The organism is Aeromonas sp. R7-5, from assembly GCF_040908015.1.
Taxonomy (GTDB): Bacteria; Pseudomonadota; Gammaproteobacteria; order Enterobacterales; family Aeromonadaceae; genus Aeromonas; species Aeromonas caviae.
Window position 1 is genome coordinate 483,779 of the sequence record NZ_JBFOCZ010000026.1, and the last position, 13,776, is coordinate 497,554.

The window sequence follows — 13,776 nt, forward strand, 5'->3', positions numbered from 1 at the left end:
GCCCCGGACTTCGCTCTGCCAGCGCGATGGTTTACCATGCAGGCAATTGCGGTGCATGGCACCCCCACCCAGGCGCCAGGCGCCGCCGTCATCGGATACTCCTTTCGAGCAACATGAGCACATCAGCGCACCCGGCCAGCGGGCCCACGTTCTACTTCCACGACTACGAGACCTTCGGCATCAGTCCGGCCAAAGACAGGCCGTCGCAGTTTGCGGGCATTCGCACCGACGCGGATTTCAACCTCATCGGCGAGCCGCTGGTCATCTATTGCAAGCCGCCGGCGGATTACCTGCCGGAGCCGGAAGCCTGCCTCATCACCGGCATCACGCCGCAAAAGGCGATGAAGGACGGCCTGTGCGAGGCGGACTTCATCCGCCAGATCCACGCAGAGTTCGCCACCCCGGGCACCTGCGTGCTCGGCTACAACAGCATCCGCTTCGATGACGAGGTGACCCGCTACACCCTCTATCGCAACTTCTATGACCCCTATGCCTACGCCTGGCAGAACGGCAACTCCCGCTGGGACATCCTCGACATGCTGCGGGCCTGCTACGCCCTGCGCCCGCAGGGGATAGAGTGGGCCTTCGATGAAGAGGGCAAGCCGAGCTTCAGGCTGGAGAAGCTGACGGTGGCCAACGGCGTGGCCCACGCCAACGCCCACGATGCGCTCTCGGATGTGCTGGCCACCATCGAGATGGCCAGGCTGGTGAAAAAAGCCCAGCCCAAGCTCTTCGAGTACCTCTTTGATCTTCGCAACAAGAACAAGGTGAAGGCCCTCATCGACGTGGTGACCATGAAACCCCTGGTGCACGTCTCCGGCATGTTCTCCCCCTGGCAGGGGTGTGCAAGCTGGGTCTCGCCGCTCGCCTGGCACCCCACCAACCAGAACGCGGTGATCATGGTGGATCTGACCCGTGACCCGACTCCGCTTATCGAGCTCACCAGCGAGGAGATCCGCGAGCGCCTCTACACCAAAAAAGAGGAGCTGGGGGATCTGGCGGGCATTCCGGTCAAACTGGTGCACATCAACAAGTGCCCGGTGCTGGCGCCGGCCGCCACCCTGACGCCGGAGCGGGCAGACGAGCTGGGCATCGATCGGGAGCAGTGCCGCAAGAGCCTGGATCTGCTGCGCGCCCACCCCGAGGTGCGGGAAAAACTGGTGGAGGTGTTCAATCAGGAGTTCGCCGGCAGCAATGAGAGCGACCCCGATACCCAGCTCTACGCAGGATTCTTTGGCCATGGCGACAAGTCCACCATGGATCTGGTGCGTGCCACCCCCGCGGATCTGCTGGGTGAACGGGAGTTCGCCTTTACCGACGCCCGGCTACCGGAGATGCTGTTTCGCTACCGCGCCCGCAACTGGCCACACACCTTGAGCGAAGCGGAGCAGAAACGCTGGCGCCTGCACTGCAGCGACTACTTCAGCCGCCGTCTGCCGGACTACGTGCCCCGTCTCGAGGCACTGGCCGAGCAGAACCAGAGTAACGAACGGAACTTTGCGATTCTAAAGAGTCTCTATCACTACCTTGAAAATCTGTGAGATGTGAGCCGTTTCACAGTTAAAAACCGATGCGTTTCCCCGGCTCGCGACATAATGGGCAGGGAGCCCAAGCTCCTGATAGTGTGAATATTTAGATGCGCTGACGGCATGGATGCCGTGCTTTCGACTGTTGGGGAACTCTCGTTTTATGCGTTCAGCTCTGCCTGCTTTGACACTCGTCGCCTGTGCCCTGCTGCCCCAGGCCGCCCTCGCTGGCGCCCGGTTCGAGGTGCCAGACTACCTCTTGCGCCTGCCGGAGCAGACCTATCGGCTCATCGAGCACAACTTCAGCACCCTCTACCAGCAGACCGACTTCACCCCGCAAATCACCAACAGCTATTTCAACCACTCGGATCTCTACCGCTTCGCCGGCATTCCCCTGGCCATCACGCCGCAAAACGGCTTCCAGATGGAGGTGTTCGGCCAGCTCTACAACAAGTCGTCCCAGATCTATGCCCAGATGAGCCAGGATCTCTCCCTCTATCGCACCCTGCGGGTGGACATGATGGGGGATCAGAGCGACGAGATCGCCATCGGCATGGGGCTCGGCATCCCCCTGACAACTCGCCTCACCGTCAAGGCGCTCGCCTCCAGCAACGAGATCCCGGGCTATGGCTCCGCCAATTACGCCATCGGGATGGAGTGGCACTTCTAGAGACCATTTCGCCACGTAAAAAAGCTCCCGAGGGAGCCTTTTTGCAGTGCAACGCCATCAGGGGTAGCGGATCACCGCCCCCTGCCCCCCTTGCAGCACCAGGGTGCTCCCCAGGGGCGTCTCGTCCCAGAAGTCCGTGCCCCCCGGCGTCAACGGGAACTCGCAGGGGTGCTCCCCCCAGTTGAACAGGCAGAGCAGCTCGCCGCCCCCGGGCAGCGCCACCCGCCCGCGCTCGAATGCCATCCCCTCGAAGCGGGCCGCCGGGGTGCGCGCGGCGCACAGGGCGAGCAGCTTGCCAAGGCGCGCCCCTTGCGCCTCGTCCAGATCCTGCAATCTGTCCCCCGCCAGCACCATGCCACCGCTCGCCACCAGGGCGGCCAGGTGAAAGTCGTACTCGGCGCGGCTCCCGTGCTGGCCCGGAATATCCCGCAGGCAGACGCAGTCGGGGTCCAGCACCCAGAGCCGCTCGTGCTGCCAGGCGCGGCAGAAGGCTTCTCGCGCTATCTGGCGAAAACGGGGGCCCTGGCGCTCCACGTCATCGCTCACCCGCATGCCGTGCACCAGGCCGAGGCTCGGCCACAGCGGCGCATTGCAGCCGAGCAGGAAGGCCCCCTCCCCGGCGCCGCGCAGGATGGCGGCCATGCCGCGCCGATAGGCCTCCACCCGGGTGGCGGCGGGGTCGTGGAAGCGACCACCGTGGATGGCCCCCCAGAAGTTGGCATCGAGCTTGAAGTAGTGAATGCCCCACTGGGTACGCAGGGTGCGAAATACCTGCTCCAGGTGCGTCTGCACCTCGGGGTGGGTGCCATCCAGCACGTACCAGGGGGTGCAGCGCCAGCCCCCGTAGGTGACCCGCTCCGAGGGGAGCGGCAGGCCATCCTCCCCTTTCACGAACCAGTCAGGGTGATCCTGGAACACTTGCGAGCCGGGCTCGGCGATAAAGGGGGCGACCCAGAGCGCCGGCTCGCAACCGGCGGCGCGGATCTCCCCTGCCAGGGCCGCCACCCCCTCCTCGAACTTGGCGGAAGGGGTGAGCCAGTCCCCCATCTTCCCCTGATAGCCGTCATCTATCTGCACGTAGCGCAGGGCCGGGAAACGCTCGGCCCGCACCGCCAGGTTCTCGCGAATGTCCGCCGCGCTCACGTTCGCGTAGTAGTGATACCAGGAGCACCAGCCGCTCGGGCGCGTGGGCACCTCCCCCACCAGGGAGCCGTGCTCGGCGGCGATATGCTGCGCCAGCGTCGCGAGCAGGGCCTCCCTGTCCGGCCCCTCCAGGCAGATCAGCGCCTCGCTCTGCCAGTGTGCACCCGGCGCCAGAGTGCGCCCTTCGGTGTTCATCACTATCTCGAGGCGCCCGTCGGGATGGAGACGAAACTCCCCGCCAAAACGCTGGCAGCTCGCAAAGGCCAGCAGCAGCCAGCCCCCCTCCAGCGCCACCAGCAGCAGGTTGTGCACCGTGTGGTAGCTATCGTCGGCGGTGATGCGATAGACAGACGCATCGGGGCAGCGGCCCAGGTGCTCGGGGGCATTCCAGCGTCCCCCGGTCTGGGCCAGCATCTGGAACCCCTCTCCGTAGATGGCCGCGTCGGGCGCAAGTCCGAGATCCCCCTCAAACAGCCGCCAGTGGTGGACGGCCTCGGACTGCTTCCCGGTGTTGTCGAGCCTCACCCGGCAAAGCGGCCCCTCCCACTGGCGGGTTTGCAGCAGGGTGTCAGGGAGGGCGGGATCGGCGGGCAGTTGGCGCAACCGGGCCAGGAGAGAGGGGGTCGACATGGGAACTCCTTCTTGTGAATGGGGTTGAAGCCGGGCCATTGTATCCCCTGCGGGCCAGTTGACCCTGTTCCCTCCCCCCCGTGCCTGTTAAACTGCGACCTCGCTCACACTTGCCAAGATGAGGCCCCCGTGCTGCTGCAACGCACCCTGCGCTACCTTCGTGATTTTCTGGTCATCATCGCCTGTCTGCTGGCAGGCAAGGCCGTGGCGGCCATCCTGCCCTTCGCCTTCCCCGGCAGCATCATCGGCATGCTGCTGCTGTTCGTGCTGCTCTCCATGCAGATCGTCCGCTTCTCCTGGGTCGAGCTGGGGGGCGGCCTGCTGCTGCGCCACATGGGGGTGCTGTTCGTGCCGGTGGCGGTGGGCCTGGTGGCCTGGCTCGAGCCCCTGCGCCAATCCTTCGGTCTCATCATGTTCTGCGTCGTACTCGGCATCGTGCTCATCCTGGGCGCGGTCGGCCACCTCTATCAAAGGATGAACAAGCCATGATCCTCTGGTTCGCCCTGCCCCTCACCCTGGCCCTCTATTTCATGACCCGGGCCCTCTACCGCCGCCTGCCCTGGCCCGTCATCAATCCGGTGCTGATCCCCACCGCCGTCATCATCGGCCTGCTGCTCTGGCTCGATCTGCCCCTGGATCAGTACCAGCAGGGGGCCTCGCCCCTCACCGCCCTACTGGAACCCGCCGTGGTGGCCCTGGCCCTGCCGCTGTACCAGCAGGCACGCCAGATCCGCGACAAGCTCACACCCATCCTGGCCTGCACCCTCACCGCGGTGCTCATCTCGGTCTGCACCACCCTGGGGGTCGGCCACCTGATGGGGGCGGATCCGGCGCTGCTCGCCTCCATCGCCACCAAGTCCATCACCACGCCGCTCGCCATGAGCGTCAGCCAGTCCCTCGGCGGCATTCCCGCCATCGCCGCCGCCGTGGTGGTGGTGGTGGGGATCCTGGGGGCCCTGGCGGGCTATCCCCTGCTCAAGCTGATGCGGGTCACCGACCCCGAGGCCCAGGGACTCGCCATGGGTGCCTGCGCCCACGCCATCGGCACCGCCGCCTCCGCCGAGCAGGGGGTGACCCAGGGCGCCTTCTCGTCGCTGGCCATGGTGGTGTGCGGTGTGCTGACCGCGGCCATCGCCCCCCTGCTGTTCGCCCTCTACCACTGGCTGACCTGATCCCCGTTGCCGTGGCCGCCCCTGCGGTCATGGCCTCTGTGCCCTTTCACCGTTTCCATCCGATACCCTCGCCTCCCTGATGCCGGGAGCTGGCGCACAGATTGCGAAAGACAAACGTTTCCTTTACCATCCCCGCCCCTTTGCCCATCAAGGCGTGAGCGCGCTCACACAATTTGCCGCGCTTGCTCCCTACAATGGCCCCCCAATTGGCCTTTGAGGACACAGTATGCATCCCCGCTTTGCCAAGCCATTCGAGACCCTTTCCGCCCCGCTCCAGGCCGCCCTGCTGCCCATGCTGGGGGACGATTTCCAGGCCCGTTTCACCCCGGACCAGGTCGCGACCCTGAAGGCCGCCACCGGGCTGGATGACAGGGCCCTGCGTCTGGCCTTGCTGCCGCTGGCGGCCGCCTGCTCGGTGGCCCCCATCTCCAGGTTCTTCGTCGGCGCCATCGCCTGCGGCCTGAGCGGCACCTGGTACTTTGGCGCCAACATGGAGTTCGCGGGCCAGGGGCTGTTCCACTCGGTCCACGCCGAGCAGTCCGCCATCTCCAACGCCTGGCTGGGTGGCGAGACCGGGATCTCCGAGATCACCGTGAACTACACCCCTTGCGGCCACTGCCGCCAGTTCATGAACGAGCTGAGCACCGCCAAGACCCTGAAGGTCTCCCTGCCGGACGATCTCAGCGAGCTGCAATCCTTCCTGCCCCACTCCTTCGGCCCCGCCGATCTCGAGATCACCGATGCCCTGATGAGCCCCCAGGCTCACGACGAGCTGGTGCTCGAGAGCGACGACCCCCTGTGGCAGGCTGCGCTCGCCGCCGCCCGCCAGAGCTATGCCCCCTACAGCCAGGGCTATGCCGCGGTGGCGCTGCAGTTCGAGGACGGGCGCATCTTCTGCGGCCGCTATGCCGAGAACGCCGCCTTCAACCCGAGCCTGCCGCCGATGCAGATGGCCTGCGCCCACGCTGTGCTGGGTGGCGAGGATCTCGCCACCGTGCACCGCGCCGTGCTGCTGGAGAGCAAGGATGGCCAGATCAGTCAGCGGGATTCGGCCCAGTCCACCCTGAAGGCCCTGGGCTCGGTCGAGCTTGAGTACAAAGCCGTCTGACCCCGGCATCCACCAACGGGAAGGGGAGCTGCGGCTCCCCTTCTTGCTCTCTGCGGCTCTCATCCTGCCCCTCACCCCCTTTCTCTGCGCCTCTGGCGCCGTGCACCAGATGCCCCCCTGCCCCATGTGAGGGCGGTCTCCCTCCGATGACCTTATTGGCAGACCTCCTCTGCGGCAGCGGGAAGCGTCGGTGAAGGGGTCAATGCCCTGCCCTCGCCTCTTGCGGCCCCCGTGTGTGACCCCAAGATGCATTCGCCAAACCACTGGAATCCCGCCTCTCCATGGATTTTGCAAATACCTTCCCTGCCGATTCCCCCGACGCGGGGCGGCATGGCGGCGGGAAACCTCGGGTAAGGGGCCAATGCCCCACCCCGCTCCTTGCGACCCCCGTGTGTGACCCCAAGATGCATTTGCCAAGCCACTGGGATCCCGCCTTTCCATGGATTTTGCAAATACCTTTCCCTGCCTGTTCCCTCGACGCGGGGCGGCATGGTGGCGGCGGGAAACCTCGGGGAAGGGATAAATACCTCGCCCCCGCCCCTTGCGGCCCCCGTGTGTGACCCCAAGATGCATTCGCCCAGCCACTGGGATCACCCCTCTCCATGGATTTTGCAAATGCCTTTCCCTGCCTGTTCCCTCGATGCGCGGCGGCATGGCGGCGAGAAACCTCGGGTAAGGGGTCAATGCCCCAGCCCCGCCCGCCCCCTGTCGGCTTGCTTCCCCCTGAAATACAGCGGGGGAGCCACTGGCTCCCCCGACTGTCATTGATGTGGCCCATATGGCGGCGCCGGCCCCTGTCAGGACTCCCACAGGATGCGCTGGCTGCCGGACCAGCGTTCGCCGATGTCCGCGTATTTTTGTTCCAGCAGGTGGCGGCGGATCTTCATGGTGGGGGTCAGCACCCCGTTCTCGATGTTCCAGGGGCTCTTGACCACCAGGATGCCCCGCAGGCGAGCATGGGATTCCAGCTTGTCGTTGACCCGATTGAGGGCGGCCTCCAGCTGGGCTTCCACCCCGGCTTTGTCCCCCTTCATGGCGCTCTCGGCGAGCTGCACCAGGGCGACCGGCTGCGGCATGCCGTAGCCGATGACGCAGAGCTGCTCGATGATGGGCTCCTGCCCGAGCATCCCCTCGATGGGCACCGGGGCCACGTACTTGCCCTTGGCGGTCTTGAAGACATCCTTCATGCGGCCGGTGATGGTGAGGTAACCCTCCCTGTCCAGCTTGCCCATGTCACCGGTGTGCAACCAGCCCTCGGCGTCGATGGCCTCTGCACTGTGCTCGGGATCCTTGTAGTAGCCCACCATCATGCCGTCGCAGCGACAGAGGATCTCCCCCTCGTCGGAGATCTTGATGGTCACCCCGGGCCCGGCCTTGCCGACGGTGCCTATCTTGTCCGCCCGGAACGGGTAGTTGAGGGTGGAGTAGGCGTGGTTCTCGGTCATGCCCCAGGCCTCGGTGATATGGATGCCGATGCTGTGATACCACTCCAGCAGCGCCGGGGCCACCGGCGCCGAGCCGCAGCCCAGCACCCGCGCCTGATCCAGCCCCAGCCCCTTTTGCAGCTTGCTCTTGATGAGGCTGGAGACGAGGGGGATCTTGAGCAGCAGCGCCAGCTTTTTCTGGGGCAGCTTCTCGTGGATCTTGATGCGGAACATGGCCCAGAGCCGCGGCACCGAGATGAAGACGGTGGGACGGCAGCGCTTGACGTCCTCGATGAAGGTGTCGAGGGATTCGGGGAAGGCGATGGTAGCACCGCTGAACAGGCTGCCGCCGTAGATGTAGACCCGCTCGGTGATGTGGGCAAGGGGCAGGTAGGAGAAGCCGCGATCCTCGGCGGTGAGGGAGACCGCCTCCACCAGCTTCTCGCAGGACCAGGCGTAGCGCTCCACGCTCAGCATGGCCCCCTTGGGCTTGCCGGTGCTGCCGGAGGTGTAGACCAGGCTCAGCAGGGCATCCGGCGCCTGCACCGGGCTGTCCGGGATGGGGTCGTATTGCGCCAGCAGATCGTCCCACTGGTGGGCGGCCGGCATGGTGTCGTAAGGCAGGGCGATACGCAGCAGATCCCCGGGCACCCCCGCCTCCTGGCTCTTCCAGTCGTCCAGCTTGCCGACGAAGATCGCCCTGGTTTCGCTGTGGCGCAGCACGTATTCGATGGTGTCGACGTTGGCGGTGGGGTAGATGGGCACGCTCACGTATCCCCCCATCTGCATCGCCAGATCGGCGATGAACCACTGGGCGCAGTTCTTGGAGAGCAGGGCCACCTTGTCACCGGGCTCCAGGCCCAGGGCGCGCAGTGCCGTCACCATGCGCCGCGCCTCGTCGGCAACCTCACCCCAGGTGAAGTCGACGTATTCGCGGTGGATGGTCTGACGCAGATAGATTCGGTCGGGACACTGCCGCTCCCAGTGATAGAGCATCTCGAGCGGCAGTCTGGTGGCAATGCGTGAGGTGGAGGCCATGGTTTAATCCCTGAAACAAAAGGCGAGCCTCATTATTAACCTTTTGATAACACTCAGGGAAGCAGATTACTTAAACTTGTGTTTGAACTGCGAATGGGATCAAGCTTCCGCCTGGGCCTGCAGACGCTTCCACATCTCCTGCACCAGCACCTCGTCCTGCTCGGAGAGCTCACCTTGCAAGATGGCCTCGTTCAGGCTGCGCAGCACATAGCTCTTGACGTCCCGCACCAGGGTCTTGCCCTCCAGCTCGGCGCGCGCCACCGCAAGGGAGATGTGCCCCCGCAGATAGCCGCCCGCAAACAGCTCGTCTTCGCTGGCCGTGGCGACCATGGCGTCGATCAGTCCCAACAACTTGTGTTCAAAATCGTGAATCGTCATTTAACGCAGCCTCATTTCCGGGGTTGCCGGCAAAAAATTCGGGGAGTGGAACCGCGATCCGGTTGATCGCGGCTCTCTGGCGCCAGGCCAGCCGCATCCTTGATGTCCTATTCCGGGTTGGCCACCGGGTAGATGACCTGATCCTTGTATCCCGTGGTTATGCGCAGATAACCACTCAACGACCGGTTCAGTGCCGGATCGTCGGTGTCCACCAGCAGCGGACGGCCTTCTAGCGCCGCCAGCTTGGCTTTGGTGGCGAGCACCTGGATATGCTCGCGCCCGACGGCCCGGATCACGTCTGGACTCAATTGCTGATTTCCGCGCCCGAACAGATGTCCCTGACCGCCGATCAGGGTGATGATCAGACGGCAGCGACGGCCGCGGATCCGGGTCAGGATCTCGGCGGCGCTGAGATCCTGCCCGATAAGCCGGCCATTTTCCACCAGATCCACACCGAGCAAGGTATTTTCCAGACCCAGCTCCCCCATGCAGGCGGCCACCGTGCTCCCTGACCCCATCAGGTAGAGGGTATCGGGCTCCATCTGCTCCACCACACCGGCGGCAATATCGGCGAGCACCAGCTCCTCGGACTCCCGCCCCCCCTGCTTGACCGCCTGCACGTAGCGCAGATCCCCGGGCACCAGCAACTGGCCGTAATGGCGGGCGCGCACCTTGCCGGCGCGAAACGCCTCCTCGTCGATGTCCATCACCTCCGCATCCACCAGGCTCAGAAGCTCCCCTGCGATCATTCTGGCCGCCACCCGGCCACTCGCCGCCGGCGTCACCCCGTAGACCCCGGAGTGGATCTTGCACCCCGCCGGGATGCCGAGCACATGGCAGGACTCCCCCACCGCCGCGCAGATGTCACGGGCGGTGCCATCGCCACCGGCGAAGAGCAGCAGATCCACCCCGGCATCGCGCAGGGCCAGGGCGGCAGCTCGGGTGTCCTCGGCGCTCGTCTGCGCCCCGGCAGGCCGATGGACGATGCGATGGGGCAACCCCAGCTCGGCGGCGAGGTCGGCCCCCATCTCTTCGGCCACCGTCAGCAGCTCGAAGGGGGTGGTCAGCTCGCACAGGGGCAACAGGGCCTGGCGGGCCCGCTCCCGGGCCTTGGGGACGGCCCCGCGCGCCAGCGCCTCGGCGACCATGCCGTCACTGCCCTTGAGACCGACGGCCCCGCCGATGCCGGCGACGGGGTTGATGATGAGCCCTAATCGAAACATGTTTCCCTCCTGTTGGATCGCCGCCATTTTTATCTTTTCCCGCCACTGGGACAAGCCATGACCCCCTGCTAAAATGCGCGGCTTCTACCTCAATCACTGTTCAACCAAGGTTCAATCATGCTGGAATGGATTGCTGACCCCTCCGCCTGGGTCGCGCTCGCCACCCTGACCCTGCTCGAGATCGTGCTCGGCATCGACAACATCATTTTCATCTCCATCCTGGTGGGTCGCCTGCCGGAAGCCCAGCGCCAGAAAGCGCGCATCCTGGGGCTGGGGCTCGCCATGGGCACCCGCATCCTGCTGCTGCTCTCCCTGGCCTGGGTGATGCGCCTCACCGAGCCCCTCTTCACCGTGCTGGGGGAAGCCATCTCGGGACGGGATCTCATCCTGCTGGTGGGAGGTCTGTTCCTCATCGCCAAGAGCACCCACGAGATCCACCAGAGCCTGGAAGGGGCCGCCGAAGAGGCGGGTGTGGTGAGCAAGACCGCGGGCTTCCTGTCCACCCTGGTGCAGATCGCCATCCTCGACATCATCTTCAGCCTGGACTCCGTCATCACCGCCGTGGGCATGGCGGATCATGTCCCTGTCATGGTGCTGGCCATCATCATCGCCGTCGGCGTCATGATGTTTGCCGCCAAGGCCATCGGCGACTTCGTCGATACCCACCCCACCATCAAGATGCTGGCCCTCTCCTTCCTTATCCTGGTCGGGGTGGCGCTGATGGCCGAAGGGCTGGATCTGCACATTCCCAAGGGTTACATCTACTTCGCCATGGCCTTCTCGCTGGTGGTGGAGATGATCAACATCCGCCTGCGCGGCCACCAGGAGCGGGCCAAGTAAACCGCGACCTGCCGAGAGATGGCCAAACAAAAAGCGCGACCCAGGGTCGCGCTTTTTTATTGCCCCGCCAGCGGGGCGCCTTGGGCTCAGAGGGCGTTGCGAGCGGCCACGGCGTCCGCCAGGTTGCGCAGCAGCACCTCGGTATCGGCCCAGCCGATGCAGGCGTCGGTGATGCTCTGGCCGAAGGTGAGCTCGCACCCGTCCACCAGATCCTGACGCCCTTCCACCAGGTGACTCTCCACCATGACGCCGAACACCGCCTTGCTGCCGGCACGCAGCTGACCGGCCACGTCCTCGGCCACCAGCATCTGGTTCTTGAACTGCTTGCTGCTGTTGGCGTGGCTGAAGTCGATCATCACTTTCTGGGGCAGACCGGCCTTGTCCAGACCACTCACCACCTCATCCACGTGACGGGCGCTGTAGTTGGGCTCGCGGCCACCGCGCAGGATGATGTGACAGTCCGGGTTGCCAGCGGTCGAGACGATGGCGGAGTGACCGTACTTGGTCACCGACAGGAAGTGGTGCGGGGCGCTGGCGGCGCCGATGGCGTCGATGGCCACCTTGATGGTGCCGTCGGTGCCGTTCTTGAAGCCCACCGGGCAGGAGAGACCGGAGGCCAGCTCGCGGTGTACCTGGGATTCGGTGGTACGGGCGCCGATGGCACCCCAGCTCATCAGATCCGCCACGTATTGCGGGGTGATCATGTCGAGGAACTCGGAGGCGGTCGGCAGCCCCATGTCGTTGAGATCCAGCAAGAGCTTGCGACCCAGGCGCAGGCCGTCGTTGATCTGGCAGCTGTTGTCGAGGTAGGGGTCGTTGATCAGCCCCTTCCAGCCTACTGTGGTACGGGGTTTTTCGAAGTAGACCCGCATCACGATCTCCAGCTGATCTTTCAGCTCGTCGCGCAGCACCTTGAGGCGTTTGCCGTATTCCAGGGCGGCGACCGGATCGTGGATGGAGCAGGGGCCGATCACCACCAGCAGGCGATCATCGTCGCCGGCCAGGATGTTGTGGATGGCCTGACGGGATTCAAACACGGTGGCCGAGGCGGTGTCGGTCGCCGGAAACTTCTCAAGCACCGCAACCGGGGGCAATAACTCTTTGATTTCACTGATACGAACGTCGTCGGTTTGATGCTGCATGACCAAGTTTCCTGCTAGATGACTGCGATAAAGAGATCTCAATCTAGCCCTGTGCCGGGTCGGTGTAAATAGAAAATTACATTCTTCGGCAAGGAATTTTATTATCGCACCTTGCAAGTTTGCATAATGCTGCTAGGAGGCATGAAAAAAAGCGGGGGGCAGAGATGAAAAGGCCCGCACGAAGCGGGCCGAAAGGGCTCAGGCCTGACTGACGCTGGCCAGCTTGTCGAAGTAGTCCGGGAAGGTCTTGGAGGTGCAACCCGGATCATTGATGGTGACCGGCGTATCGGAGAGCGCCACCAGGGAGAAGCACATGGCGATGCGGTGATCGTTGTAGGTGTCGATGGCCGCGTGTTTGAGCTGTGCGGGCGGGATCACGGTGATGAAGTCGTGCCCCTCCTCCACTTCCACGCCCAGCTTGCGCAGCTCGGTCGCCATGGCGTGCAGGCGGTCGGTCTCCTTCACCCGCCAGTTGTAGATGTTGCGGATGGTGGTGGTGCCCTCGGCAAACAGCGCCGTGGTGGCGATGGTCATGGCCGCATCCGGGATGTGGTTCATGTCCATGTCGATGCCGTGCAACGGCCCCTGCTCGGCCTCGATGAAGTCATCGCCCCAGGTGATGCGGGCCCCCATCTTCTCCAGTACGTCGGCGAAGTGGATGTCCCCCTGGATGCTGTGCTTGCCGATGCCGGTAACCCGCACCTTGCCCTTGATGGCGCCCGCCGCGAGGAAGTAGGAGGCGCTGGAGGCATCCCCTTCCACCAGGAAGTCGCCTGGGCTGACATAGGTCTGGTTGCCCTTGATGTAGAACACCTTGTAGTCGTCGTGCTCGATGACCACCCCGAACTGCTTCATGATGTGCAGGGTGATGTCGATGTAGGGCTTGGAGACCAGCTCCCCCTTGATGTGGATGCGGGTGTCGCCGGCCGCCATGGGGGCCGCCATCAAAAACGCCGTCAGGAACTGGCTGGAGACGGAGCCGTCGATGTGGACATCGCCACCCCAGAGCCCCTTGGCATCCACCACCAGGGGCGGATAGCCATCTTTCTTCAGGTACTGGATGTGGGCACCCGCTTCGCGCAGGGCATCCACCAGGTGGCCGATGGGGCGCTCTTCCATGCGCGGCTCGCCGCCCAGGGTGTACTCGCCGGAGCCCAGGCACAGGGCGGCGCACAGGGGGCGCATGGCAGTACCGGCATTGCCGAGGAACAGGTTGACCGGTGCCGAGACCGCGAAGCTGCGACCCAGACCGTGCACGGTGCACTCGGTCTTGTCGGCGGAGAGCTTGTACTTGACGCCGAGCTGGGTCAGCGCCGCCAGCATGTGGCGGATGTCATCGCTGTCGAGCAGGTTGGTCAGCCGGGTGGTGCCCCGGGCCAGAGCCGCCAGCAGCAGAGCCCGGTTAGAGACACTCTTGGAGCCGGGCAGATTGACCACCCCGGCCACGCTAGAAATGGGTTCCAAACGCAACGAATTCATAGA

Annotated in this window: 12 protein-coding genes; 6 read left to right on the forward strand and 6 right to left on the reverse strand. The window is 64.7% G+C overall.

All coding sequences use genetic code 11. The annotated features are described in order from the left end of the window. Positions 1 to 113: 113 nt before the first annotated feature. Complete coding sequence (gene sbcB, locus AB5Y53_RS10750; protein WP_368181952.1) at positions 114 to 1,541, forward strand: exodeoxyribonuclease I; 1,428 nt, start codon at positions 114 to 116, stop codon at positions 1,539 to 1,541. A gap of 148 nt (positions 1,542 to 1,689) precedes the next feature. Then, positions 1,690 to 2,196 carry a hypothetical protein gene (locus tag AB5Y53_RS10755; RefSeq protein ID WP_010674463.1) on the forward strand — a complete coding sequence of 169 codons (507 nt, stop codon included), beginning with the start codon at positions 1,690 to 1,692 and terminating at the stop codon, positions 2,194 to 2,196. A 57-nt stretch (positions 2,197 to 2,253) separates the two neighbouring features. On the opposite strand, the gene AB5Y53_RS10760 is transcribed toward AB5Y53_RS10755, so the two are convergent. After that, entirely contained in the window at positions 2,254 to 3,969 is a 1,716-nt protein-coding gene (locus AB5Y53_RS10760) for a glycoside hydrolase family 36 protein (protein WP_368181953.1), read from the reverse strand. Between the two features lie 129 nt (positions 3,970 to 4,098). On the opposite strand from AB5Y53_RS10760, the gene AB5Y53_RS10765 reads away from it, so the two are divergent. The 3 genes from AB5Y53_RS10765 to cdd all read left to right on the forward strand — a co-directional run bounded on the left by AB5Y53_RS10765 (position 4,099) and on the right by cdd (position 6,249). Beyond that, a complete protein-coding gene (locus AB5Y53_RS10765; RefSeq protein ID WP_368181954.1) occupies positions 4,099 to 4,458 on the forward strand; it encodes a CidA/LrgA family protein in 360 nt (119 codons plus the stop codon). Further along, positions 4,455 to 5,141 (forward strand): LrgB family protein, encoded by a 687-nt coding sequence (locus AB5Y53_RS10770; RefSeq protein WP_041212945.1) that lies wholly within the window; start codon positions 4,455 to 4,457, stop codon positions 5,139 to 5,141. The genes AB5Y53_RS10765 and AB5Y53_RS10770 overlap by 4 nt, the downstream gene beginning before the upstream one ends. Positions 5,142 to 5,367: 226 nt before the next feature. Further along, positions 5,368 to 6,249: a cytidine deaminase gene (cdd, locus tag AB5Y53_RS10775; RefSeq protein WP_368181956.1), complete on the forward strand. Its 882-nt coding sequence runs from the start codon at positions 5,368 to 5,370 to the stop codon at positions 6,247 to 6,249. Between the two features lie 797 nt (positions 6,250 to 7,046). Here cdd and AB5Y53_RS10780 read toward each other — a convergent pair. The 3 genes from AB5Y53_RS10780 to AB5Y53_RS10790 form a co-directional block, all read right to left on the reverse strand. Beyond that, positions 7,047 to 8,711 (reverse strand): AMP-binding protein, encoded by a 1,665-nt coding sequence (locus AB5Y53_RS10780; RefSeq protein WP_010674458.1) that lies wholly within the window; start codon positions 8,709 to 8,711, stop codon positions 7,047 to 7,049. A 99-nt stretch (positions 8,712 to 8,810) separates the two neighbouring features. Beyond that, entirely contained in the window at positions 8,811 to 9,089 is a 279-nt protein-coding gene (locus AB5Y53_RS10785; protein ID WP_010674457.1) for a YfcL family protein, read from the reverse strand. A gap of 107 nt (positions 9,090 to 9,196) precedes the next feature. Further along, on the reverse strand, positions 9,197 to 10,312 hold the full coding sequence (locus AB5Y53_RS10790) for an ATP-NAD kinase family protein (RefSeq protein ID WP_368181957.1): 1,116 nt from the start codon (positions 10,310 to 10,312) through the stop codon (positions 9,197 to 9,199). Between the two features lie 117 nt (positions 10,313 to 10,429). Here AB5Y53_RS10790 and AB5Y53_RS10795 point away from each other — a divergent pair, with 117 nt between their 5' ends. Next, positions 10,430 to 11,152 (forward strand): TerC family protein, encoded by a 723-nt coding sequence (locus AB5Y53_RS10795; protein WP_010674455.1) that lies wholly within the window; start codon positions 10,430 to 10,432, stop codon positions 11,150 to 11,152. Between the two features lie 86 nt (positions 11,153 to 11,238). On the opposite strand, the gene aroG is transcribed toward AB5Y53_RS10795, so the two are convergent. Both aroG and aroA read right to left on the reverse strand, forming a co-directional pair. After that, on the reverse strand, positions 11,239 to 12,294 hold the full coding sequence (gene aroG / locus AB5Y53_RS10800; RefSeq protein ID WP_041212942.1) for a 3-deoxy-7-phosphoheptulonate synthase AroG: 1,056 nt from the start codon (positions 12,292 to 12,294) through the stop codon (positions 11,239 to 11,241). 198 nt (positions 12,295 to 12,492) lie between these two features. Continuing rightward, positions 12,493 to 13,773, reverse strand: a complete 1,281-nt coding sequence (gene aroA, locus AB5Y53_RS10805) for a 3-phosphoshikimate 1-carboxyvinyltransferase (RefSeq protein ID WP_049636217.1) — start codon at positions 13,771 to 13,773, stop codon at positions 12,493 to 12,495. Positions 13,774 to 13,776: the final 3 nt, after the last annotated feature.